This is a genomic window from Alteromonas sp. MmMcT2-2 (assembly GCF_022348305.1).
Taxonomy (GTDB): Bacteria; Pseudomonadota; Gammaproteobacteria; order Enterobacterales; family Alteromonadaceae; genus Alteromonas; species Alteromonas macleodii.
The window spans coordinates 1-26556 of the sequence record NZ_JAKRFA010000047.1; the positions used below are offsets into that span (position 1 = coordinate 1).

At 44.2% G+C, this 26556-nt stretch carries 13 protein-coding genes; 1 reads left to right on the plus strand and 12 read right to left on the minus strand.

What is annotated here, in order from left to right:
• Positions 1–132: 132 nt before the first annotated feature.
• Complete coding sequence (glnS, locus tag MHM99_RS18115) at positions 133–1800, minus strand: glutamine--tRNA ligase (protein WP_239220256.1); 1668 nt, start codon at positions 1798–1800, stop codon at positions 133–135.
• A gap of 296 nt (positions 1801–2096) precedes the next feature.
• On the opposite strand from glnS, the gene MHM99_RS18120 reads away from it, so the two are divergent.
• A complete protein-coding gene (locus MHM99_RS18120; protein WP_239220262.1) occupies positions 2097–3119 on the plus strand; it encodes a LacI family DNA-binding transcriptional regulator in 1023 nt (340 codons plus the stop codon).
• A 102-nt stretch (positions 3120–3221) separates the two neighbouring features.
• Here MHM99_RS18120 and MHM99_RS18125 read toward each other — a convergent pair whose 3' ends face one another.
• From MHM99_RS18125 to MHM99_RS18175, 11 genes are all read right to left on the minus strand, one after another.
• The gene (locus MHM99_RS18125) at positions 3222–4919 is read right to left on the minus strand and encodes an alpha-amylase family glycosyl hydrolase (protein ID WP_061094980.1); all 1698 of its coding nucleotides are present in this window, start codon (positions 4917–4919) and stop codon (positions 3222–3224) included.
• Between the two features lies 1 nt (position 4920).
• The gene (locus MHM99_RS18130) at positions 4921–6393 is read right to left on the minus strand and encodes an MFS transporter (protein WP_061094979.1); all 1473 of its coding nucleotides are present in this window, start codon (positions 6391–6393) and stop codon (positions 4921–4923) included.
• A gap of 38 nt (positions 6394–6431) precedes the next feature.
• Positions 6432–8372 carry a glycoside hydrolase family 13 protein gene (locus MHM99_RS18135; RefSeq protein WP_239220257.1) on the minus strand — a complete coding sequence of 647 codons (1941 nt, stop codon included), beginning with the start codon at positions 8370–8372 and terminating at the stop codon, positions 6432–6434.
• 156 nt (positions 8373–8528) lie between these two features.
• Positions 8529–10481 carry an alpha-amylase family protein gene (locus tag MHM99_RS18140; protein ID WP_168533986.1) on the minus strand — a complete coding sequence of 651 codons (1953 nt, stop codon included), beginning with the start codon at positions 10479–10481 and terminating at the stop codon, positions 8529–8531.
• A 122-nt stretch (positions 10482–10603) separates the two neighbouring features.
• Positions 10604–11500, minus strand: a complete 897-nt coding sequence (locus MHM99_RS18145) for a PEP-CTERM/exosortase system-associated acyltransferase (protein WP_014949457.1) — start codon at positions 11498–11500, stop codon at positions 10604–10606.
• A gap of 96 nt (positions 11501–11596) precedes the next feature.
• Complete coding sequence (locus tag MHM99_RS18150; RefSeq protein WP_207198495.1) at positions 11597–12085, minus strand: RNA methyltransferase; 489 nt, start codon at positions 12083–12085, stop codon at positions 11597–11599.
• Positions 12086–12858: 773 nt separating this feature from the next.
• Positions 12859–13719: a patatin family protein gene (locus MHM99_RS18155; RefSeq protein WP_239220258.1), complete on the minus strand. Its 861-nt coding sequence runs from the start codon at positions 13717–13719 to the stop codon at positions 12859–12861.
• Between the two features lie 166 nt (positions 13720–13885).
• Positions 13886–18217, minus strand: a complete 4332-nt coding sequence (locus MHM99_RS18160; protein WP_239220259.1) for an alpha-1,6-glucosidase domain-containing protein — start codon at positions 18215–18217, stop codon at positions 13886–13888.
• A gap of 83 nt (positions 18218–18300) precedes the next feature.
• Complete coding sequence (locus MHM99_RS18165) at positions 18301–21360, minus strand: TonB-dependent receptor (RefSeq protein ID WP_239220260.1); 3060 nt, start codon at positions 21358–21360, stop codon at positions 18301–18303.
• A 290-nt stretch (positions 21361–21650) separates the two neighbouring features.
• Positions 21651–23171 carry a tryptophan halogenase family protein gene (locus tag MHM99_RS18170; RefSeq protein ID WP_239220261.1) on the minus strand — a complete coding sequence of 507 codons (1521 nt, stop codon included), beginning with the start codon at positions 23169–23171 and terminating at the stop codon, positions 21651–21653.
• Between the two features lie 128 nt (positions 23172–23299).
• Positions 23300–26161, minus strand: coding sequence for a TonB-dependent receptor (locus MHM99_RS18175; protein WP_014949451.1), 2862 nt, complete (start codon positions 26159–26161; stop codon positions 23300–23302).
• Between the last annotated feature and the right edge of the window lie 395 nt (positions 26162–26556).

Here is a 26556-nt window from a genome sequence, read left to right on the forward strand (position 1 = left end):
CTAAAAGGCCTGAGTCCGATACAATATCGAAATCAGACCTTGGTTGCCGCTTAGAAATGAGTCCAACTTAATGGGGTCACTTCATTTCGGCGGTTTTTTATTTACAGCGCATAAATGGCTAAAGGCCAGTGCCTACTCGCCCATTTTGGCCCATGTATCTCTTAGACCTACAGTGCGGTTAAAGACCGGCTTGTCGTCTGTGCTGTCTTTATCTACACAGAAGTAGCCAGTGCGTTCAAACTGCCATGCTCCTACTTCAGGAACATTGTCTGCCAATCCGGCTTCTACCCAACCGTGTTTTACTTCCAACGAGTCAGGGTTAATCGCATCGGTAAAGTTCTCTTCCGCAGCTGGGTTAGGCACGTTAAACAAGCGGTCGTAAAGCCTAAACTCTGCTGCCTGTGCTGTTGCTGCATCCACCCAATGAATAACACCTTTAACTTTGCGGCCATCAGCCGGATCTTTACCTAGAGTATCCGCGTCATAAGTACAAAAAACGGTTGTTACATTACCATTTTCATCTTTTTCAACGCGATTAGCTTTAACCACGTAGGCGTTGCGAAGACGAACTTCTTTATCAAGCACTAAGCGCTTAAACTTCTTGTTCGCCGACTCTCGGAAGTCTTCTGCTTCTATATACACTTCGCGACTGAAGCCGATGTTACGCGTACCCATACTTTCATCGTTAGGATGATTTGGCGCAACAAGCGTTTCTGTCTGGCCTTCCTCATAATTTTCGATAACGAGCTTTATTGGATCTAGTACGGCCATTGCGCGAGGAGCATTTGCATTTAGGTCGTCGCGTATGCACGCTTCTAGCATGGACATTTCAACCATGTTGTCCATCTTAGTCACACCAATGCGTTTACAAAACTCAACGATTGAACCCGGTGTGTAGCCGCGACGGCGTAAACCTGCAATGGTAGGCATGCGTGGGTCGTCCCAGCCATGTACATGGTTTTCGTCGACTAACTGAATAAGACGACGCTTGCTTAATACCGTATATTCTAGATTAAGACGTGAGAATTCATACTGTCTTGGCGTGCAGTCGATAGAAATGTTTTCGATAACCCAATCATAAAGACGACGGTTATCCTGGAACTCTAGTGTACACAGGGAGTGCGTTATTCCCTCAATGGCGTCTGAGATACAATGTGTAAAATCGTACATTGGATACACGCACCACTTATCACCAGTTTGATGATGGTGAGCATGCTTAACGCGATAAATTACCGGGTCACGCATACATATAAATGGCGATGCCATATCAATTTTCGCACGCAGACTACACTCACCTTCTTTATATTCGCCTGCCGTCATTTTGGCAAACTCACTGAGGTTAGTTTCAACGTCTGTATCGCGATAAGGGCTATTTTGACCAGGCTCTTTAAGTGTGCCACGCATTTCGCGCATAACGTCTTGCGCTGAAAAATCTACATAGGCTAAGCCTTTTTCAATAAGTTCAACGGCGTATTGGTGTAGTTGGTCAAAGTAATTCGATGAATAGCGCGCTTCTCCGTCCCACGTAAATCCAAGCCATTGCACATCTTCCTTAATTGAATTAACGAAGGTAATGTCTTCTTTTGCAGGGTTGGTATCGTCAAAGCGTAAATTGCACGTACCTGTGTAGTCTTGAGCAATACCAAAATTCAAGCAGATAGACTTGGCGTGGCCAATGTGTAAGAAGCCATTCGGCTCTGGTGGAAACCGTGTTTTAATTGCGTCATGTAGACCACTAGACAGGTCTTTATCAATAATCTGACGGATAAAATTGGTCGGACGGTGTTCAGTCTCGGCCATTCGCTTGTTCCCCTTATGCACGTAATATTTCAAAATCTCGCTGAGTATAACACTCTCGCAATTACTTCAACCATGTTTTATTCAAAGAAGCCTGACAAGTGATTGAATTAAGAGCGATCTGCAAATACCTTCTAAAACTAAATGCAGTTATGACTTCCAAAATATAAATAAGCACTGACGAAATCGTAACTTTGCGTGGCATTTGAGCGACTGCGTCTCAAAATGCGCGCGTCATTATAAAAATATGGTAATCTAAATTCGCGACAACAAGGTCGTAGCAGCAAATCATGGTGTTTATGAAAGAAAAAGCAACCTCTTTTGACATTGCCCACTTGGCAGGTGTTTCGCAGTCGACGGTTTCGCGAGCGTTAAATAATAGCCCGCTAGTTAATCAAGAAACTAGAGATCGCGTTCAGCGTATTGCCCGGGAACTCAATTACAAAGTGGATAAAAACGCAAGTAACTTGAGAAAGCAAAAGAGCAGCACAATTGCCCTACTCTTGTTTGAAGATCCTACGTCCGATGATTCGATGATTAATCCGTTCTTCCTAGCGATGCTCGGCAGTATTACCCGCGCGTGTGCGCAAGCAAACTATGATCTGCTTGTGTCCTTCCAAAATTTAGATGATGACTGGCACGCAGAATATGAAGACTCAAATAAGGCTGACGGCATTATTCTATTAGGATATGGCGACTATACTGATTACCAAAACAAAGTCGCGCAACTTGAATCGCAGGGCACCCACTTTGTTCGTTGGGGTGCGCCAGATGAAGCCCACCCAGGGGTTAGTATCGGTTGTGATAACTATCAAGGTGGCCAAAGCATAACGTCACATTTAATTGGCTTGGGTAAAACTTCCTTTGCGTTTATTGGCGACAACGGCGATCACGCCCCTGAATTCAAAGCGCGTTTTAACGGTCATTTTGAAACACTTCAATCTCATGGGCTTGATCAGTCAAGTGTTCAACGCAATGCTATTTCGACTGAGGACGCGGGGTCAGAAGCGGTGAAATCATTGCTGCAAAGTGGCGAACTTCCCCAAGCAATTGTCTGCGCGTCAGACCTTATTGCAATGGGCGTGCTTAGAGCGCTGCGCCAGGCAAAAGTAAATGTGCCTGATGATGTAGCCGTGGTTGGCTATGACAATATTGCGGTTTCAGCCTACACCACGCCTTCGCTCACCACTGTTCAGCAAAATACCAAACTGGCGGGCGAGTTATTGGTAAACACCTTATTAAAAGCCATTAACAACGAAGACGTTCAGGATTATTTAATGCCTGCGGATATTATTATTAGGCAGTCATGTGGCAGTGAGTAAGCGTGCGCAAATTACACACTAGAAATTAAGCAATCACTGATTAACAAAAAGCCCCGGGCGTTAAACAACCACGGGGCTTTTTTATTGTGCGCTAAACACGTTTTATTGGCGGGCCAACTGATGCTTAATTTGAGCAAGTAATGCACTGTTACTTACTTGACCCTCGCGCACCCATACCTGAACGCCATTGGGCTTAACCGTTGCGGTTAACGCATCACCTAGTTCTACCGTTTGCGTTTCTCCAGATAATTGTTCCGTCCAGTCGCCCGATTGCATAAAGTCACTAACCTCAAAAGATTGTGCGGCATTACCCTTATTAAGTAATACAAGTGCAGTCTGCTGTGTTTCTGCAGTATCAACAACGCGATAAAACGCCGCTTGATGACCGTCAAGTTCAACGTTGACTTGAACACCGCGCTGCAGTGCTACCGTGTTTTTACGCACATTGGCAATCTTTGTTAGCGCCTGTTGAATAGGATGTTTCTTGGCTTGGTCTAGGCGCTCTTGGCCAACATAGTTACGATTGCCGGCATGTTCCGCCGTACCGCGCATGAAGCCAATTTCAGATCCCATGTATACAACCGGAATGCCTCTTACTGTAAACAACCAGTTATGCGCATTAATAAAGCCTTCATCAGTGGCATTAATGCGCGCCATATCGTGGTTATCGTAGAACGTAGTTAATTCATACGGATTGTTATATGGCCCGTGCGTAAGATGAAGCACCGTTTCTAAGTCAGCAAAATCACTCTCTAGCGGCTTTTCAAATACATTCACCATGGCCTTTTGCATAGGAAAGTCTAATACACTGACGCCCCCATTTTTCGGTAACGTATGTTGGGCAATGTTGTTCGCCTCATAGTCAAATGCTTCGCCAAACATAAAAAAGTCAGGGTTTTGCTCGCGTATACGATCTGACGCTTCACGCCAAAACGCATGAGGCACATGCCTGATTGTATCTATTCTAAATGCATCAGCACCTTGAGAAATCCAATACAAATAGCTGTTGATGAGATAATCGCGTACGGCGGGGTTTTCGTCATCTAGATTAGAAAGCTTTACTAAATCTGGATAGTTGTGAAAAAAGCTATGAAGCGGGTTGTTTTCAGGGTCAAGCTCTTCAGGTGCCAAGTTTTGATGATCAGCAACCAGATTTCCATCACTGTCATATATTTCCCCGTAGCCGGGTAAGTCCTTTTCCATGGTGAAGCTTGGTGTGCCATGATTTGCCACAATATCAAACACGGACTTAAGGCCATGCTGACGCATTTTCGCCGTATAGTCACTAACGCTTAAATTGGCGCTAACCAAATGCTCGTCAGCTTTATAGAAATTCGTTGCCCAATAGCCGTGATAACCCGTTTTACCACCGTCTTTAAAGGCACCGCCATAAGTAATGGGTTCATCGCCATTAAACGCATAGTCCGGGTTATCGTGGACAGGCGTCATCCATACTGCCGTGAACCCCATTTCTTTAATATAATCGGCGTTGTTTAAGATACCCTGTAAATCACCGCCCATGTAACCCACATAGGCTTTCTTACCTTCAGGACCTTCTAAGGGCAGTTGCCACGTAGGGTGATCGCCTCCCTGCTCTTCATGATTGTTCGAAGGGTCGCCGTCTACAAAACGATCTGTTACAACAAAGTACACCGCTTCGCTAGCAAATGGCGTAGTGGTACCCACGATAGCGTGGCTGTTTTCTTGTATATCGTTAGATGAAGGAACAGATGTACTCGAGCAGGCTGAGCAAAATAAACCAGCTAACGTTAATGCGATTGTTGTACGATTAAATGACATATTAAGCTCCCTGCGCTTCTTCAATTTCTTGCTTATCGGCCTCGTTCACGAAGAAAACTGAAACCGCACCAATTAACATAGAAACTCCGGCAACAACGATAATGTACTTTGCGTCGTTGTCGAAAACAGAACTTAGAATCCAGCCAGCAGTTAGGCCCGAAACAATTTGAGGGGCGGCAACGGTAAAGTTGAAGATACCCATATAAACACCCGTTTTATTTGCAGGTAACGCACCAGCTAACATAGCGTAAGGCATAGCAAGAATGGCAGCCCACGCTATACCTACGCCTACCATAGGGATTAACAGCTTCACTGCGCCCAAAGGTACTGTTACTTCAGTAATCACTAAGTTTACGTTGATCATCGTCAGGTCTTGGAATAACAAGAAGCTTACGTAGCTCAGGCCACCTAGCGCTAAAGACGAAGCGTAAACCGTTTTGCGACCAAACTTGTCAGCGAGTTTTGCTAAGAAAATAGAAAAAATAGCAGCAAATACCGAATACGCAGCAAATAGAATCCCTACCCAATCACCAGCGGCTCCCTTGGCCATGATGATGGTTTCAGGCACCATCGGGGCTGCAGCAATATAAGCTGGGTCAAACCACTGCTTATCTACATTCCATATATGCTGCGTAATAGCAGGTGTGGTGTATACCCACATAATAAAGAGCGCAAACCACGAGAAAAACTGCACGACAGCAAGTTGTTTCATCGTCTTTGGCATATCTTTTACTAACGTGAAAAACTCACTTAAGCGTTGTCCTAGCGGTGCTTTTTCAGTTGCAGGCTGCTCTTCGGTAAGCCCTTTATAGCGGTTGTATTCATCTGGTGCGTATTCTTTGGTACGAACTACCGTCCAAATGACCGTACCAAGCAGTACTGTAGCGCCAATGTAGAAAGCCCAAACAACAGAAGGTGCAACCTCACCCATTTGTGCCGTATTTTCAAGGCCAATAACATTGGTAAGTACAAATGGCAGTATTGAGCCGATAACTGCGCCTATATTAATCAGTAATGACTGAATCGAATAGCCAACATTGCGTTGTGACGGCGGTACCATGTCTGACACCAATGAGCGAAACGGCTGAAAACATACGTTAAACGACGCGTCCATAAGTGCAACCATTAACGCGCCCATTACCATAGGTGCCAAGAAGGCAACAAATATCGGCGCATTAGGCAGTAAAATCATACCCAATACTGCGGCGATTGCACCAGCAAGGATGAACGGGCGGCGTCGACCTAATCGATTCCACGTTCTATCAGATGCTGAGCCAACAATTGGTTGAACGATTAACCCCATGATTGGCGCGACGAGCCAAAATAGTGATAGCGAGTGAAGGTCTGCCCCTAAGTCTGAAAGGATACGACTTACGTTTGCGTTTTGCAGTGCAAAACCGAATTGAACACCTAGAAAGCCAAAGCTGACGTTCCATATTTGCCAGAAAGAAAGGCGTGGTTGAGTTGCTTGCATACTTTGCTCTATTTATTGTTTTACTATAGTTAATACGATTACTGCACAATGAAAACACTAGCAGACATTGCTGGTAAGCTTAAGGTATCCGTCGTCTTAAAAGATATCCCATCGCTAACACGTGTTAATGTCTGGTGTGTGCTTAGCACCTCTGCATACTTGTTTAGAGGCAGGTCCACTGGCTTTTTATTTAAGATGACCAATATTTTATCAGACTGATTAGTATTTGATTTATCAGCACCACTGGCTGAATCGACATTTGCCTCTCGAATATAGGTATAAACCCCATTCTCCGGTGCAAAATGCTTCAACAGGCCTCTAAACTGCAAAGGGTGTGATTTACGCAGTTGAAGTAAGCCCTTCACACGCTGCTGTGCCCAACGCTCATCATCCGTTAAACCGTGCCCGGTAAAAGCGTTTTTGTCATTGTCCGAAGGCCACCCGCCTGGAAAGTCAGAACGAATAATACCGTGGTCTTCACTGCCTTCGTTACCCATTAAAATTTCTGTACCGTAAAAAACTTGTGGAATACCGCGCGTAGTGAGCAATAGCGTCATAGCCATATTCCATTTGTCTTTATCATGACCGAGCTGAGTAAAAATGCGGCTCATATCGTGGTTATCAGGAAAGATGACCAAATTATTCGGGTCGCCGTACAAAAAGTCAGTAGCTAAAGTTTCGTATACAGAGATGAAGCCAGAATTCCAGCTTTCATCATTGCTCAACGCTTCAACGACTGCGGCTTGAAGCGGGAAATCCATTACCGATGGTAGAGCGCTATCGTAATCATCGTGGCGGTGGCTACCCGCCTGCCAATATGCCGTGATTGCGGGGTTAACTGACCACTCTTCCCCTACTATATTGAAATTCGGGTACTCGTCCATTATGCGGTTTGTCCATTGGCTCAAAAACGCCTTATCAGGATAGGAGTACGTATCCACTCGTATTCCACTTAGCCCAGCGCTTTCAACCCACCAAATCGCGTTTTGAATAAGGTAGTTCGCTAAATGCGGATTGCGCTGATTTAAGTCCGGCATGGTTGGCACAAACCAACCATCGCTAAACCCTTTTATATCGCTTGCTATGGCGTGAGGGTCGTGAAGAGCTTCACGCTTGTGGGTTGTCCCTACAAATTTACCGTTGTTATTGATCCAGTCGTGTGACGGCATATCTTTCATCCATAAATGATTACTGCCTATATGGTTAAGTACCATATCCATTATAATGCCAAGACCCTTTGATCTAGCTTCAGTACTTAACGCAATAAAATCGTCATTGGAACCAAATCTAGGGTCTATTTTGTAGTAGTCCGTGGTGGAATAGCCATGATAACTGTATTTATCCATGGCATTTTCGAGCATGGGCATTGTCCATATTTGAGTAAAGCCCATATCCTGAATGTAGTTGAGGTTATCAACAATACCTTGAATGTCACCACCGTGGCGACCACCTTTGAATGAACGGTCTGCGGGATCGCCATAACCCTTAACATTATCATTTTCCACATTACCATTGGCATATCTGTCGGGGGCAATAAGATAAATAGCATCTTGAGGCCCAAAGCCTTCGCGCGACGCTAAGCCTTGTGCTCTTTTTTCTAACGTGTAAGTTAAATCACGGGTCGTACCATCGCTGTCAGTAAGCCTGATAACGAGTTCTTGGGCACTAACATTCGACGTGTCTAGCGTTACGAATAGATAGTTTTCACTATCAAGGGCTTGGCTATGCTTAACGCTTACATCGCCTTTCGCTATTGAAACAGTGTCATCGGCAACATCATCACCATAAAGCATCAATTCTACATTACTGTTTTGCATACCAACCCACCAATTCGGCGGGTAAACATCAATGCCACTGTTTGCAGATGATTGAACTGAGAACAAAGGAAATGTAGTGATACAGCTGAGGAGAAGCGGAATTGCGCGCTTTTGGATTTTTTTATGACCACTGTCATTAGTTACACGATTACGTTTTGGCACATCAACCCCATGTTAAAAATACGTTAAGTACAAGATGGTGATGAGATACTACCTTGCCCGTCCGATCTGACCAATGCTCTGCATACGTATTCACGAAACACCATGTAAAAAAACATGGTGTTTCGCGTTAACTCAGCAGCATGTGATAAAACCTAATTAGAAGGCGAATACTTTAGTCTCAAGCCCTTCCAATGAGAACGAAGCGTTGTAGTAAATGCCCTCTTTTTCTAGTGTTATGCCTTCATGAGAAAGCATAGGCGCTAGCGTGATCCGATCGCTATCTTCACCAAAAACATTTGAAGGAACAACAAGCTTCATTGCACCTGTAGGCTTATCGTTAAAATTAGCCACAACCACAAATCCGTGCTCACCTTGCGCGCGCACAAAAGCAAATTGCTGCTCAGTATAGGCTGAATCTTTCACATCAAGATTGAGCGCGTGTAGGCTTTGATATTCACCTGTAACTGCAGGGTTTGTGGCAGCAATAGCCATCACGTCTTGGTAAAATTGGTGAAGTGCTTTTTCATCTTCGGTAGATTTCCCTGCATCAAACTTACCGTCGTTCATAAAACGCTGATGGGCAGGAACACCTACATAATCGAAAATTGACGTACGTGTTGGATCTCCAAAACCAGTCTCCTCGCTACCGTCTTCACCCACATCTTGACCAAAGTACAACAGCGTAGGCGAACTGCTAATAAGCGCACTCACTGCGAGCGCGGGTTTACCTTTCTGGGCACTACCGGCAAAGTCGGGGCTGGCTATACGTTGTTCGTCGTGATTTTCTAAAAAATGAAGCATATGCGGGGCGATATCATTGATTTCATCATGAATAGTAACCAGTTTGCTTACTTCTCCACTCCCCTGCATAATCGTTTTTAATGTGTCGTAGAAACCCACCTTGTCGTAAAGGTAGTCCATTTTGCCTTGGTGGATATACTCGCGATACTTATCTGGTTGATAAACTTCCGCTAGCAAGAACGCATTAGGTGCCTTTTGTTTAATACTGCTATTTAGAAACGACCAAAACTCAACAGGCACCATTTCGGCCATATCGTAGCGGAAACCGTCGACACCTTTATCTATCCAATAATGTGCAATATCTCTGAATTTATACCACGAATCTGGTACGTCTTTTCCTTGCCAAAATGCGGCATGTTCTTCAAAAGACTTATCACTGTACTCTTCAGGTAAAACTGGAAAGTCGTAAGTGCCGTCAGGCTTCACGCCATAGTTCACTTTTACGGTCTCGTACCAGTCGTTTATATCCGGTTTCGAAGCTCTAGCACCGTTGCCTGTCCATTTTGCTGGAAACTCTTCGAACTTACCGTCAGATAGTGGATGCTTTTCACCACCTAGAGGTTGATAGTTATCAGCTGTGGGCACTTGAAACGCTTCACCTACTACATAGTAAAAGTTGTTATCACGGGCGTATTCAACAGACGTGTCGTCGTGCGCGCCGAAATCACTTACACCTTCAGGTGCAGAAAGTGAATGGTAATCACGGGCGACATGATTAGGCACAATATCGATAATAACCTTCATTCCCGCTGCGTGAGTCCTGGCAATTAGCGCTTCAAATTCTTCTAAACGCTTGGCTGGATCATCGGCTAGGTCTGGATTAACGTTGTAGTAATCTTTAACTGCGTAGGGAGAGCCCGCTCTGCCTTTCACTACATCTGGGTCGTCGTTTGAAATACCAAAATCAGTGTAGTCATTAATCACCGCATGGTGCGGCACACCGGTATACCAGATATGACTGGTTCCCAAAGATTTTATGGCCTTTAGCGCTTCGGGAGTAAAATCACTAAACTTACCTACCCCATTGTGCTCAATTGTGCCCCAAGGCTGGTTATTTGTATTCGTGTTTCCAAACAAGCGAGTAAAAACTTGATAAACGACCGGTTTACCTTGCCTTTCAGCCGAATCGTTTAGCGTCGAACTTTCGCCGCTTTGACCAAATGGTTTCAGACTAGCGTCTTTGATCACCGGTTTTTGATTATTCACTGGAGAGGTCGGCCCTGTACACGCTGTTAATCCAATTGACAGCATAGCAATTGACAAGGGTTTAAGACAAAAACGAAATTGGAAATTTGGCATGGTAATCATTGTGATAAACGTAAATTATGCCAACAGGATACGCGTTAACTGGATGTTAAAAAACATGCATACGTATTCAAACATAAAAAAACCGCCTGACGAGGCGGCTTAGTATTCCAGATAGCATGGTGTCATGCTGCATGGGCTATGCGAAGCGGCTTTCGAGTGTGCTCAATGGTGGGAACGGCCACATCACCAATAGCTTGTAACGCACTATTTAGTTCTGAATGAATCTTTCTGTGAAAACCTTTTAGTGGTTTTGCTAAATCATCAAGCAGTACGTGCGGTGACAATCTATATGGCATACGTTTGCCATTGAATTCAATAGCTTCACCTACTGGATTAAAATGAATACCGAATGCCTTCATTCTTCTTGCTAACTTAGGCTCCATTAGCACATAGGCATGCTTAACGTTTAAATGAAGGCACACACTCGTTGCCATTAAGTACAGCGCAATTGAAAGATAAGGAAAATGCTCAACGTTAAATGGAACATTTTTCTTTTGTTTAACTTTTTCAATTTTTTCAGAGGGTAGGATTTTAGAGCGTAACTGTCGCACTCTAAATTCTCTCGGTATTGCAAGGCGAGAGATTTCACAGACGCTTTGTGGAGACAAGTTTGAAGGTAGCAATGCACCATCGCCAATTACTTCCGCACACTTTTCTTCTAATGGAAGTGCCAAGCCAGCTTCAGTTGGCAAGACCAACCTTATCGTGCCTGCACACTCTCCTGTTGGCAAATGCTTGATGTAGCAATTGATCGCGCGATCATCAAACTTGTCTTTTTCTAATGCAGTGGCATTTTTCTGCTCGAAGTTCATTTCTTCACAATACACTTTGTGTCGCGTTTTATAACTCACCTGCTTTTCACTTTCTTCGTTAGCAATCACAAGTTCGTAACGGCTAAAGAAGAAATTAGAAATACTCTCTTCGAGTGAGAAACGACTAGGGAGTACCCTAGAAAATGTTTGTGGTAGTCGACTCAGTTTGTTAGACACGGCGCCATTAAACGCTCGAACTGCGCTCATTGTTCTCATCTTCAACGCAAAGCTCCCCTGATTTAATTTATTATTAGGCTTGTGGGTAACTTCCTGTTCGCAACGACAGCCTTAGTTATTTAATTACTATTTAATCTTAGATTTGTTATTCGTATCTCTACTTTGTCTGATAAGTGCATCCCCACTTACGTAATCAGACTTTGACAGACGGTCATACAGCAACACATTTGCTGTGGCCGCTAAATTCATGCATGAAAAAGTAGGAACGTAGACAACATGATCGCACCAAGACAAAACGTCTTCGCCAATACTGCCATCTTCAGGACCTAGCAAGTAAAACGCATTGCTCGGGTGCTCAAACAAAGGTAGTGGTGTAGCACCCTCTACCAGTTCAACCGCTACGACTGACGCACCTTCAGGCACTACTTCTTTTAAGTCGTCGACCCCAATGGTCGGAATGACTTTATGAAACGCTTTCGTATCCGCATTAAAATCTTTAGCAAATCGATAGCGCTGACCAGTATAAAAAACGCTGGCCACACCATAACAACCTGCAGCTCGCAGTATAGAAGCAACATTTACGGGATTTTTTGGGTTTATTAACCCAATTGACATTTTCTGATTCGCAATTTGCACGTTTGTATTTATTTTATTTTTTTATTCAGCATTTGATATTGCCACGTTCTTTCTCACGCTTCTAGACAGGTTAGCGTAAACTAACCTTAAGTATGATTAAATTTATCTAAAAAGCGGTAGACACAAAACTCGCGATTCACTATGCCAATAAGCACTGGTCTCCCCTTGTTATCGAGAAGCACGTGATATTGCAAAGCGTGGTCGATTATAATTTCTATATTTTAATAACGTGTGACAGTTTGGTCTATTTACTCAATCCCTTTTTTAAGAAGGATTTAATATTGAGATAAATGAACCATCTGACATCTTCGCATCGTTAAAAAAACAGCGTTTATTGCCACCTGTTCAGCAAGATGCAGACCAGTTTAATGAAAATATTGCACATTGCCTGCAAAGTTTACATAAGAATGCTTCATAAACTCGATAAAATTCATTTTTTTCAAAATGTTACTAAAATAGGAAAAATGGCAAATTATGTTCAAACGGGAAGACAACAGCGCTAGTTATAAGCGATGTAAGGGAAATAGCGTTGCTAAATTCAACAATTCACGCTGTGTAAGACTGGTACTAGAAGTAAGAATTAGTAACTTAAGTTTAAACTGTTGCCAAATTGAAACAGGCTAAAATACTGAAAATTAAAGTTTTATTGGAGATAAAAAAAAGCCTGGAAAAAAAACCAAGCTCTATAAGCCTTTTGTTGCGATTTGCATACAGGCTTTGTACAGAAAGAAGAAATCAGTCTGGTAGGGTAGCTATGCGCTTTTGCGCTGTCTTTCCACTGAATTCTCACAGCAATGTTTAAGATAGCGTCTTGCCATGCGCCGCCCTTGACCGTAGCCTCGCAATAACTTCTTCTTATCCATAGTTAAACGCTTAACGCAAAAAGCTTCATCAGGCGCTATCACACGGATTGTGCAGTCGTCGGGTGGATTATTGAGAAAAGCTAACGTTTCGTTATAAATGGCTGCACGCTGCAACATCTTATCGAGTAGCGCAGGCTGGTTGCCATACATCTTTTGCATTAGCCAAACAGACTTTACTTCTGGTTTTGTAAAACCTAACGGTTGAGAAAGAATAACCGTGATATCCTTCGCACCCATTTTGTATGCTTGGATAGCAGGTATTGCATCTGCCACTCCCCCGTCCAAGTATCGCGTACCGTTTATTGAAATTTCGTCTCGGTATGCAGTTGGCAACGCACAGGAAGCTACCATTAAATCATCAACATTATCTTTGGTGGCTTGTATATATTCACATTCACCTGACTCTGCATTAGTAATCCCAACATACAGTGGCATGCTGCTTTTTTCACCTGGTGCAGGAATATTCATGGACTGTTTAGAGTGATGCCATAGCCAATGAACATCTGTAATGTGCCCACCTTTTATGAAACGAAGCGGGCTAAAAAACTCCCTCTTTGTGGCGTATTGCGTGATGATGGTTTTACTAAGCCCATGCATTTTCGACACGTAGGTTGAAAGATTAGTTGCGCCAGCTGAAACACCAATCGCGAAGTCGAACGAATGGTAGTCATGCTCCATGAATTTGTCTAACACGCCTGCTGCAAAAACTCCGCGCATAGCGCCACCTTCAACAACAAGTGCACGTTTCATTTTCATCTCCTTTTGAATAAATTCAACCACTCTGGTACGACCACTATTTTCTTGGTGATACTACTAGAGAATCAAGAGATATGCCAAAAACAAAAAACCGCGAACTACGTCGCGGTTTTTAAATCTTGGTTTATTAGAAATTTACCAAATTAGCGTTTATTCGGTCTTACTTTTTCGTAACCGTTAACGTAGGTGCATTTCCATCAGGGCCAGATACCTTAAACTCGTATAGACCAGACTCTGCAACTTCAATCATTAGATTATTGTTACTTGCGCCAAGTGTTTTCTGCTCGCTAGGCGTTACTACGTTGCTTGCTGCATCGTTCGGGTTGCCAAGGTTTACTGTCGACCAGTCTTCAGAAGCGACTTTGAATTCAATACTACCTGCGCTCAATTCAATGTCTGCGGTATAAACACCTTCTCCTTGATATTCAAACATATCGACAGCTCCCCAGCCATTCATACCACCACGGATATAAACTTGAGTGTCGCCCCAAAACGCTTCTTTAAATACACCAATGGTTGGCGCATCTAAATCAGTGACGTTGAATACGAACACATAGCGGTCGGCGGTTTCAATGTTCAAAATAAGATTGTCGTTAGTAGCGGCGAGCCCCAAAGTCTGACCAGGCGCAAGGTTGCGATCTGAATCATCGGCTGATATCGCACCGAAGTTCACGGTACTCCAATCTTCTGAAGCAACCTTAAACTCGTAAGTCCCTGGCTCAACATCACGAGAGAAAGTGTAAATACGTCCGCCTTGGTAAGCAAACTCCTCAGCCGTACCCCAGTCGTTCATTGCACCACGAAGATACACTGGTGTGCCAACATAGGGCTCTTCGTTTTCAACTATTAGGATTGGTGCTTCGCTATCAGTCGCATCAATAGTAAACAGGTAGGTCGCGCTCGTCGCTGGTGTAAATGAAAGGTTGGTATTAGTACGTGCAAGAACCTTTTCTTCACCCGCTATTACTGTACCTTCTTCACCATCCGCTGCGCCAAAGTTCACTGTACTCCAATCTTCAGATGCGAATTTGAATCCATATGTAACGCCACCTTCAAGTGTAGCTGTTACGGTGTACTTACCGTCACCCTGATAGGTAAATGCATCATCCGTTGACCAACCATTCATATCTCCACGCAGGTAAGCGATGGTGTCGCCGTAAGGAACAACATCAGGCGCACCAGACGTGGCATACGCTGATAGACCATAACCTTGGGCTCCAGACTGTGGTTTTACGAAAACAGCAATAGTTAGTGCCGGAACGGTAAAGGTTCCATTACCATCTTCACCTTCTACAAATGTGGCGCCGCGTACCGCAGCATCGACAGAATTCATTTGTGTGGCGTGAAGCGAAAAACCTGTTGCTGTGTTTACCGTGATAGACTTCTCTTCATACCCTGTATTTACTAGCACCATAACCGCATCATTCATCATGTCTAAATCTTGGCGAGGTACTTCGTTGTTTTCAGATATGCCGTCATCAATACTCATCGCTATAAGACCACGCTGCTGGCGTTCGCCAATATTGTGGAAACCTATACGGTCGATGATGTCTTCAGCGGTGGTTAATCTAAACAGCGGACTTGTCATTCGAATATTAAGCAATTCTGCAAACACATCAGAGGCAAACATTATATCTGCCATTGAGGCCGCGCGATTTGGATTGTAAATGAATTCACCCATTTCTTCCCAACGGGCTTCGTTGTCTTGTGCCAACGGTAAACCTACGTTCCAGTTGTTCGTTTCGTAGGTGAAATCGACGTAGTTAAACCAGTCGCCCGCATCATAGGTATTTCTATCCATTGATTTTGAGCGAAGCATGTCGCCGCCCATTTGTAAAAATGGAATACCTTGAGACACAAGATTAATACCCATTGCTACATTTTGGGCACGAACCCGCTGTTCTAGAGTAATATCTTGTGGAAGCGTGTAGTTTAACTGATCCCACAGTGTTTCATTATCGTGCTTCGACACGTAGTTAATGATATCCGCAGGATCTTCTGCATAGCCGCCTAAGTTACTGGTAGCGCCTGCACTTCCTGAAGACGTCTCCAAAACATAGTCTTTTAACGTTCCGATCATGCCCATTTTTACACGGTCTTGCGCGCTTAATAGCCCTTCATCTTCCGGCCTAAAGATAGCGCCTTGGCGAATAGCTTCGCGAATACGGTCGTTATAGGTTCCAATCTCGGTACCAGCCATATTGAGCTGGCTCGCTTGCTCGTAACCGCGGTCTATTTTAGTCCAGCCCTCACCGTAGAAATAGTTGTCAGCATCGATAGCTTGGACTGCATCACGCAAGCGTACCATAGTGTCTTTTGTAGCTTGGCTCATGATGTCGAAACGGAATGAATCATACTTATAATGCTCAGTCCACATCAGCAGCGAATCTTCCATGAACTTTTCCATCATGACATTGCGAGGCTCTGTGTCATCACAGCACGTTTCACGAACAATCGCACCAGTATCCACTTCATAACGGTGATAGTAACCCGGTACCGCTTTGTCTAATACTGACTTACTGAAAACACCAGACGCATTGGTATGGTTATAGACTACATCAAGTGCAACACGTAGCCCCATCTCGTGAAGTGCTTGGATCATGGCGCGCATTTCTACAATGCGTTCTACACCCTCTGCACTCGACGCATAGCTGCCTTCCGGTGCGTTAAAGTGATGAGGATCATAGCCCCAGTTAAATGTATCTAGATTACGTAAATCATTAGTAAGCTGCTGAGCTTTACCCGCTTGAGATAAAGGATCGTAACCGTTGTAAACGTCAATTAGCAATGCATCAGCGCTTTCTTCTTCACATACAGCAGCACTGCTATTTAAGCGACACAGTTTGCCTACCGTATCGTATAAATCTACCGTTTTTGTTGGATCCTCATCGATGGTTGCAATGTCATTTGCTGGGAGTATATGGAAGTAAGTAAGCCCTGCTTCAACAAGCTTTTTAAGGTGCTCAACCGGTGCTGTGCCCTCTTCAGTAAAAGCAAGGTATTTACCTCTATTTTCCTCAGACGTAGACATATCACGTACGCTAAAGTCACGAACGTGCCCTTCGTAAATGACTGCATCTTCATAATTTTCAACCGTCGGAATAGTATGAGTATCCCAGCCTTGTGGTTTTAAATCATCATCAGCTAGATTTACGAAGCGAGAGAAACGGCCGTTTGTGCTTAGTGACACAGAATATGGGTCTGTAACAAGCAGCGTTTCTACATTCCCCGTAATAGGGTGATAGACGGTAACTTCATAACGGTAAAGCTGACGGTCAAGGGACATATCGCCTTCATGACGCCAGACACCAGACGTATCATCGCGAACCATATCAATACGTTGGCTTAATGTCTTGTTGTCGTTATAAATCAGAAGATCAACATTTGAAGCAGTAGGCGCCCACAATGCGGCAGTAATACCTGTATCAGAGTAGATACCACCAAGTTGAGCTTCGTCGGCATCGTCTTCACCGAGCGTATATAGTGCGTCTATTCCGTTAGCCAGTTGGATCCCGGTCGCAACAACAAGCGCACCGTCAGCATCGTAACCCCCTACTACGGCTTGTGTCGTCAACACGGTTTTAGCATCTTCAACCGACCAGTCGCCTTCCCAAGCCTGCATAGCAGATAAGTGCGGCGCACGGGCAGATTGCTCTTCGGTAAGTGTTGTACTCATTAACGTTACTTGAGTACCGTTAATACCCTCTTCCAGCGTACTCTCTAAGTCAGCCTGTGCTGAATAGTGAAGTTTCACCTCTGAAACGGTTTCAGGTACGTCCCATAAAATAGTGTTGGCATCTAACCAATGCGCGCCAAAACCCTCGATATCAACAGGCTGAGGACCAAGAGACATGATAGGAAACTCGAATATGGTTGCCTCGCCAGAGAGGGTAAAATTCATGCGTACAAATGTTTCATCATCTTGTACTAAAGAACCCTGGAAGTTTCCGCCCCCCATTTCTTTTCCGGCATCGTCAGTGCCTTTGTGGATGATGAAATTGTGACAGCTTCCATACCCTTCTTTAAGGTCTAGAATCCAATACGCACCATAGTTAGGATCGATACCGCTATGAATGCGACCGTTGGCCCAATCCGTGTCTGCGTCAGCATAAGCATCACACTCGTCATTGTTCCAAGTATGTAGTCTCCAGCCTTCATAAGCTGCATCGTTACTTGAGTTATCAGCGTCAACAGCAGCCCGATTATAATAAAGTACAGCTTGATTAGATGAAGGGGTAAATACAGGTGCAGGTAAACTTGGATCAGCACCGGCTTCACATGCATCGTTCGCTTCATTAGGTACGAGCGGCGCATCGCATTGAATAGGTGGTGGCGGTTCACAAGCCGTACCGGTTGAATTAGGTACATTTGGAACCTCACAGGTAAGCAGATCGTTCGTGCCCGACTCTACGCCCGAGCCACCGCAACCTGCAAGTGTATATGCGCCTACTACGAGTAACGCAGCGCGCACTACTCTTTTTTTAGTAAACATAGAATTCTCCTGAATTTTTTCGCTACTTTTGGCAACCGAATATTCCTTCGTGTTGCTAAATAAATTACCTAAGATGCTGTTTTTCATAGTTGATATGTCATCCCTAGGTAATATTGCGTACCAAAGTATTGGATAGTGCCGGTTTGCTCTTCTGATGAGAAATAGCTCTTCGTTGGCTCGTCTGTTAGGTTGTTAACTTGAAATAGTACGCTCCAATTGTCGTTAATCTCGTACGACGCTTGGTAATCAATAACCAATTCTTCATCAAAATTAACCACCTGATCGTTTACCGCTACTTGCTGCGAAACAAATGCGTCGCGATATCGGCTAGACAAGCGAGTTTCAAAACCTTCGTATTCCCAAAACACGGTTAGCGTAGCAACGTTTTCAGAAAGACCTGGTAAGTTAGCGGCATACACGTCATCACCTAGCGTGCGTTGAATTTCACTTTCGGTGTAAGAGTAACTTGCGCTAACGCCTAAGCCTGACCACATACCAGGCAGCATGCTATAAATTTGCGTATAGGCGATTTCTAAACCGCGAATATAGCCACCTTCGGCATTGTTTACGGCTGTGCTGTAGCTACCATTTTCAGTAGGGACGGTAATAAAGATGGGGTCGCCATTTTCATCAAGCGCTAGTTCGGCTTCCTGTCCTGCAAACTCTGGCGTCAAGTAAACCGGCACACTTACGTTATCAGGAATTACAATGCCGTTTGCTTCAAAATCATAAGGCTCTATTTCAATGTCTTCTACGAACGATTCAATGTCTTTATAAAAGCCAGCGACAACTAATGCACCTTCCGTATCTGAGAAATAATACTCCCACGAAACGTCGTATTGAGTTGCATAGAACGGCTCTAGATAGGGGCTGTTGCGGGCGCTACCACTAACCCTCGCCGTAGGGTTTGAAAGCGTAATTTCGCCCGAATCTCTGTCTTGGAAAGCAGTAACCGGTTCAATAGTCGTTGACGCATTCGCGGCAAAACGGTTTATCGGCGCTCTACCCATCACCTTTGCGGCGGCTACACGAAGTTGTGTGTCGTCTGTAAGTTTAAAGTTGAGGTTAATTGAAGGCAAAACGTCAGAATATTCGTGACTTATCAAGGCTGGGCGATAAAAGTTATTGATTAACCCTACGTCGTCGGTAATATTTTGTGCACCAGCCGTAGGATCACTAACTTCAACCGATGTTTCGGTTTCAAGGTCTTCAATAAACCGAGTAGCACGCTGTAGCGTCGTTGAACTCTGTTTACTTTTAACGTAACGAACACCAACATTACCTGTAACGGGAATACTGCCAATTTCTGTATTAATGTTTGCCATCAAGTAAGCAGAATTCACGGTTTCAAATACATCACCACTTTCTTGTAACGTCCATGCTGTTGAAGCAGTACCAGTATCTGGCGCGTTAATTACGCCTGCAGCGCCTGGCCCCCAAGTCTGAACAGGCTGTGGCCTACCGTTTGGAAACCAAGCATTAAGTGCACTGTCTAGATCAACGGAAAGATAACTTGGAAAATAACCAAAATCACCGCTCCAATTTACCTCTTCGACCATATCAGAAGTTAACTGAAGTGGCGGTTCGCTGACTGAAAATGCACTGTCATTGCCGTATTCAAACACAGAGCGGTCATTGTTATATTCCCGGTCTGAATAACGATAGCCAAATTCAAAGCCTGAAATGATTGGCACATCGACATAATATTGGAAGTCTACGCGATAGGCGTCTAACTCATCTTTGTTTTCATACGGATAAATGCCGTATTTACTTACCATTACACGGTCTAAGTCTGTAAAAGCATCACTTTGATTAAAACCGATATCAGGTAAGTTTAGTCCGTTGAGCAAATAAGAAATTTGAACGTTTTCGTCGAACACGGGGTTTGCCACTGTCGCGTCTTCGCCAACAAGCGACCACAGTAAGCCGTTTCTAAAGTCGCTTTCAGCACTTGAGCGGGAGACGTCAAACTGAACCGCTAAATCTGGCGATATCTCCCAACTAGCATTCACGCCCAAGTTGGTAACACTGTCGAAATCTTGATTGTCGTCGTTTACCAACTCAACACGGGTAAAGCTGTTGTCTGCACGAGAAAATGTGCCGCCAATTACGCTGTTGTTTACTACTACAGGATTAGTTATACCAGCGTTTATTCCACCTAGATTAACGCGAAACCCACGTGCAAAGGCTTCGGAGTCAAATTTCGAGATAAAAGCATCAGCTTTAAGTGTAAAGGTATCGATAGGTGCCCATTCAAACGCCGCAACGTAACCATCACGAGTCTCTTCCCCGCCCTTGTGCTGCATTTCAAAACCCTCTGAAATGAGTTCACAGTTAGGCGCTATTTCCTCTTCGGTACACTCAGAATTTGTGTAAATCCCGTCTACGTCCGTTACACCATTGTAGGCAAGCCCAATGAATTGAGTAGAAACGCTGGGTTGGAATAAACGAGCATAACCTAGTGATACACCTAGCGTATCGTCAAGGAATTTACCTTGATATGAAAAACTCAGTCTATGTCCATACTCTGTAGCATCACTCACCTCTGACGCTCTATCGTTGTACATGCCACGCATGTTGGCGCTGAATTTATGCTGCTCTTCAATGGCAAGTGGTGATGCAGTTTTAAGTTCTACCGTACCCGCTATACCCCCCTCAATAAGCGATGCCTTGGGAGATTTATAAACCGCCGCCTCACTAATAAGCTCTGAAGGATACTGGTCAAACTCAATTGCCCGGCTTCCGCTGGTCGATACCTGCTCTCTACCGTTTAATGTAGAAAACACAAAGTCACCGGATAGACCACGAATGTTTATCTGCGCGGCTTGCCCCCCGGTTCTTACCGCAGAGATACCTGGCAAGCGGGTCAGTGCATCCGCCATCGACACATCGGGAAGTCCGCCCAAATCGTCTGCAGATATTTGTTCAGAAACCGTATCGGAGAAGCGTTTCTGGTTTAGTGATTGGATCAAGCTGGTACTAAAACCACGTACTTCAATACGCTCTAGGGTATCTTCTTGTGGTCGTTCAACTTCGTCTATTGAGGTGTCTGGTGACTCTTGGGCATAAAGAGGAGCTGCGCTAAACGCGACCCCACTACTTATCAAGGCCGCCATGATAGTGCTGGGTTTGAATGTTTTCATTGGTGTCCCATTCCTTGTTTATTATCGACACTTTTAGGACTACCACCCCCAAAAATGCCTCTTATGGTTCAACACCAAATACTACTGTTTTGTATAAAAAGGGAGCAATGCTATGCATACGTATTCATTTACATCAGAGCAACATATTTTTAATCTACCAGTAAAAAGATAGCATGATTGTAACAATTCATCCTTAAAAACGAATAAAGCAGCCATGTGGCTGCCTTATTCTTTACCTGTTTAGTTAGCTAATGCGTTCGTTCGCAGTACTTCTAACCATATGAAATTATTCAACTCATTGTGCGCTTATACTTTGCAACCATCCCATTTATATACTCGTCATGTGTCGGCAACTTAGCAATGGGCTCTTTTTTAATTTCCAACAACCTTGTTAACATTTGATTTAACTGAACTTCAGGCACACTGTTTACCAGACCGTGATAATCCTTAGGAGTAATCCCCTGACCGTACAAGACCTGTAGCCATGAGCTTTCAAGGAATAGATCATTTTGTTCTCGTAGCAGATTTCCGCTTTCTTTAAACAACGTAATTTTATGTGCTAGGGAATCTGGCAAAGTAATATTTCGCATATCATTGAAAAAGGCGCTATCGGTTCGCTCATTTACGGTGTAATGCAAAACAAGAAAATCTCTGATTTGTTCAAACTCTAATTCAGACTGCTTGTTATATTCCGTTTCCAAGCTCGGTGCAAAGCCGTTGTGGGGAAACAACTGAATTAAGCGAACAATTGCAGATTGAATGAGGTGAATACTAGTAGATTCAAGTGGCTCTAAGAATCCACTTGATAGACCTACTGCTACTACGTTTTTGTACCACTGCTTACGTCGTCTGCCCGTCGTAAACTTTATCAGTTTAGGGTCGCCCAATGGTTTGGTATCTAAGTTTGACAACAAGGTGTCACAGGCCTGATCATCACTGATATAGCGTGAACTATATACGTGGCCATTACCATTCCTGTGTTGCAATGGTATCCTCCATTGCCAACCCGCATCGTGGGCAATAGAGCGCGTGTAAGGCGCGGTTTTTTCATGTCGCTCAGACGGTATAGCAATCGCACTATCACAAGGAAGTAAGTGAGACCAATCGTCGTAACCAGCGCCCAGCGCTTCCTCTATCAATAGCCCCTTAAAGCCCGTGCAATCAACAAATAAGTCCCCTTCAACCACGTCCCCACTTTCTAAGTGAAGTGCTTGAATAAAACCACTGTTGGTAAAACGTTGAACACGTGAAATTTTACCTTCTTTGCGTACTACCCCAATATTTTCACTGAGCTTTCGTAAATACTGAGCGTATAAACTGGCGTCAAAATGATAGGCGAAAGGTAATTCAACGACTGGGTCTTTGGCATTTATCTGCGCAAATCGTCCCGCTTCAGCGGCATGGTAATTTAGGTCAAAATCCCAAAGGTCGTCTTTTAGGCCTTGCTGGCGCGCCTTTACCCAATAATGATAAAAATGACAAAACGCCATGCTTTTACCCGGCGCACCAAAGGTGTGATAGTAGCTTTCACCCTTCGTTTTCCAATTTTCGAACCGTATAGCAAGTTTTATCGTTGCTTTAGTATCATGAAGAAACTGTGCTTCGTCGATACCTAACACTTGGTTTACTAGGCGTATTGGGGGGATGGTAGCTTCGCCAACGCCCACCGTACCAATCGCTTCAGATTCAACCAGAGTAATATCAACTGCTTTACCCAACACCTTTTTCATTAATGATGCAGCTAGCCAACCTGCCGTTCCACCGCCGGCAATCACTACACGCTTTATCGGTTTATTATGAGGATCTTGCATAAACTTCTCGCAATTCGTACCAAAAATTTTGAAGGGTTCCTTTCATACAAAAAGAAAAGCCACCATTTGCTCTCTTTTAGCACAAGCTAAAACAAAAAGCAGCAGGTGGCTTTACACACACGAAGAAATTAGAACTTGTAGTTAAATCCTAGCAAGTAGTTCGTTCCATAAGTTTGGAACTGCGTGATTTGACGGCCGTCAGCCGCTGACGCTTGAATATCATCTTCATCGGTCAGGTTCTGTGCTTGTAAAGTAACACGTAGGCCTTCTAGATATTCGATACCAGACTCGCTAAAGTCATAGCCAATTTGCGCATCAACAAGCGTACCGCCTTGCTTCGTTGCATCAACTAACGCCAAACTAACACCACGTTCTTCAGTTAGGTACTGATCGCGTTTTGTTGCCGCAAGACGGAATTCGAAACCAGCATTCTCATAGAAGAAAGTCATACTGTAAGACTCTTCAGATAGTCCAGGAATACGTGTTTCAGTTTGACCGGGAGCCGCGTCAACTTCACCATCCATAAAGGTTGCACTTGCGAACAAGCCGAAGCCTTCAAGTGAATCATGGATCATGTCAAATGGAAGTGAACCTTGTAATTCGTAACCGCGAACAAAGCCTTCGAACCCATCTAGTACACTGCTTACTTGACCTGTGAACAATACAGGAGTTTGACCTTCAGAGCCCTGATGTAGCTCAGGAATATAAAACTCTGTGAAATCAGCCACAATTGACGTGCTGCGGTGCCAATTTTTAATGTCTTTATAGAAGAACGACACAGCTACATAACCTGTATCTGCAAAGTAGTTCTCATAAGCTAAGTCAAACTGGTTAGCTTCAAGCGGACGCAATTCAGGGTTACCAGCACTACCACCCCATGGACCATTTTCAATTTCAGTGCTAGTGATTTGGTTATCGTTGAACGAGAACGTAACCTGAGTATTTGGACGCATGTCATCCATACGCGGACGAGAAATAACTTTGCTCAAGCCCAAGCGAACAAACTGGCCCTCAGCCACTTCTGCTGAAAGGTTAAGTGTTGGAAGAACATCTGTGTAGTCTGCGCCACCTGTTACAGGGCTAGCAATGGTGTAACCTTCGCGGTCAGACGTTGCAGAGAAACCTGTTGATTCTTGATCTGCACTTACTACTTGAAGGCCTACGTTACCGCGCACCCAAATATCGCCAACTTCCATTTCCAAATCTAGTTTGGTGTAAAGGGTAAGTAGTTCTTCATCAACGGTGTAAGTATCACCTAAGCGATCGTTTTGAACGCGGCTTGCATCGCTTTCAATGTAATAACCACTTTCGAAAAGACCTAGCGAGTCGTACGCTAACACGCCGTCAATTCCAATAAAGTTAAGGTTCGTTACGCCTAGCACTTCAGGAATAGCAGCATTTCCAGGATATGAAGGCGCTGTTAGGTAAGCACCGTTATTGTCTTTAGATTTAGAGCGGTCAGAATATACAACACCAGCAGATAGGCCAGTTACCACACCCCAATCTACATAGCCTTTAACGTCGAAACGAAGGGTATCAAGCTCTTCTTCGAAAAGCGGCTGGTTTACGAAACCATCCTGTGCGTCAGACTCAAGTAACGGGCGTGCGCCCCATGCTTGCGGACCTGCAAGGCTAATAAGTGTTGGGTCGGTAAGGTCAACTGGTGCAATAGTTGGGTGGTCAGAGAACATTACTCCAGAAGATGTCATTTCCCAGCTACGTGCAGTAATTGGACGGCCTTCAGTACCAGCACGACCTACACCTGAGTAGCTTTCTACATCGATAATTTCTTTTTCAACTTTACCGGTAGAGTAATCTAGTTCTAGTGTCCAAGAGTCGTTGATTTGGTATTCAGCATTAATGCCTACTGTGGTTAGGTCTGCTTCTTGACGACGCGCATCGTTACGAACAACGCTATAGAAACCATCAGAGTAACCACTAGTTACCAGACCGTTTTCAACACCAGTGATTGTGTAAGCGCTTGTACCCCACTCTGCACCGCCTTCTTCAAGACCACGGCGTACATCGTCTTCAACGAAATCGATATAAAGCGCATCAAGTTGAATATTGAGCTTATCGGTAGGTGCCCACTGGACTACAGCGGCAATTGAGTCACGTTCTAGCATTGCTGAACGCTGGAATGAATCGTGACCGCCCAATACAACAGTACCATCAGGAACGTCTACAGTGTCTTGACCATCATAACGACGAGGGTTCCAAAGAGGATTTCCGTTATCGTCAAACGTGTTTTCTGGTGTAGTGTTTACTGTGGCGTAACCCCAACCGCGGAAGTGTTGCTCCTGACGTGGAGACTCCATGCTCGCAACAGTTAGCGCTAAACCAATCGTATCGTCGGCAAATTGATCGACAAAGTTTAAAGAAATGCGATGACCGTCGTTGTCAAAATCTGGGTTTGGAGAGTCTTCAGCATTTTTCTCGAACGTGCCGTTTACGGTAAACGTACTTTCTGCCGTTAGAGGCTTAACCGTTTGAAGGTCAATTGAACCACCTATATTTTGGGTAGTCATGCCCGCTTCTGGTGTTTTGTATACCAGAATGTTTGAAATGATTTCCGTTGGATAAAGGTCAAACTCAACCCCACGGTTATCACCCATACCTAGAAGCTCACGACCGTTCAGTGACGTACCAACGTAGTTCTCGTTAAAACCACGAACAGAGATACCACTTGTACGACCGTTACGACGTTCACCAGTTACACCAGGAAGACGTGCGATTGATTCTGCAATACTGGTATCTGGTAACTTACCAATATCTTCTGCTGATAACGCTTCAACAATTGAAGTGTTATCCATTTTGATTGCTTGAGCACGCTGTAAGCTGCCGCGAATACCGCTAACTTGAATTACTTCAAGATTTGCTTCATCAACAGCATCAGTGTTTGCATCTTGTGCAAATGCTGGTGCACTACCAAACGCCATACCGCCTGAAATAAGCGCAGCTTTAATTAGGTTGGGTTTAAATTGTTTCATAAAACGGGTGTCCCATACGGTTATAGTTGTTGTCTTTTTGTTGTTCTTATGACAATTAAATGACAATACATCTCGTCGGCATAATGCTATAGAGGACCTAGGGTTTGCACAATTGCCTGCATACGTATTCAATAAAATTTGTGCAACACGCCGTTAACAAAGGATATGCAGGCCTTTATGTAATTTAACAACACAATATGGATTATACGGGGCTTTTACGGCAGATAGTTGTAATTTTGTTACATGCATTTCTGCAGAGTTGTTAATAAGCGCGCACAAAAAAGCCCGCTTAAAGCGTAATGCCAGTCAGTTAAGCTGACTGGCATTTTTCTTTGTGGGGTATTTAGTCGGTCTTTTCCTCACTACTCTGGGGTAATACCTGTCAGGTCGTTTGT

Excerpts from the sequence above, each read along its gene's own strand:
- MHM99_RS18160 (WP_239220259.1), bottom strand. The coding sequence starts at position 18,217 with ATGTTTACTAAAAAAAGAGTAGTGCGCGCTGCGTTACTCGTAGTAGGC.
- MHM99_RS18155 (WP_239220258.1), bottom strand. The coding sequence starts at position 13,719 with ATGAAACGTGCACTTGTTGTTGAAGGTGGCGCTATGCGCGGAGTTTTT.
- MHM99_RS18145 (WP_014949457.1), bottom strand. The coding sequence starts at position 11,500 with ATGAGCGCAGTTCGAGCGTTTAATGGCGCCGTGTCTAACAAACTGAGT.
- MHM99_RS18140 (WP_168533986.1), bottom strand. The coding sequence starts at position 10,481 with ATGATTACCATGCCAAATTTCCAATTTCGTTTTTGTCTTAAACCCTTG.
- MHM99_RS18175 (WP_014949451.1), bottom strand. The coding sequence starts at position 26,161 with ATGAAACAATTTAAACCCAACCTAATTAAAGCTGCGCTTATTTCAGGC.
- MHM99_RS18170 (WP_239220261.1), bottom strand. The coding sequence starts at position 23,171 with ATGCAAGATCCTCATAATAAACCGATAAAGCGTGTAGTGATTGCCGGC.
- glnS (WP_239220256.1), bottom strand. The coding sequence starts at position 1,800 with ATGGCCGAGACTGAACACCGTCCGACCAATTTTATCCGTCAGATTATT.
- MHM99_RS18130 (WP_061094979.1), bottom strand. The coding sequence starts at position 6,393 with ATGCAAGCAACTCAACCACGCCTTTCTTTCTGGCAAATATGGAACGTC.
- MHM99_RS18150 (WP_207198495.1), bottom strand. The coding sequence starts at position 12,085 with ATGTCAATTGGGTTAATAAACCCAAAAAATCCCGTAAATGTTGCTTCT.
- MHM99_RS18165 (WP_239220260.1), bottom strand. The coding sequence starts at position 21,360 with ATGAAAACATTCAAACCCAGCACTATCATGGCGGCCTTGATAAGTAGT.
- MHM99_RS18125 (WP_061094980.1), bottom strand. The coding sequence starts at position 4,919 with ATGTCATTTAATCGTACAACAATCGCATTAACGTTAGCTGGTTTATTT.
- MHM99_RS18120 (WP_239220262.1), top strand. The coding sequence starts at position 2,097 with ATGAAAGAAAAAGCAACCTCTTTTGACATTGCCCACTTGGCAGGTGTT.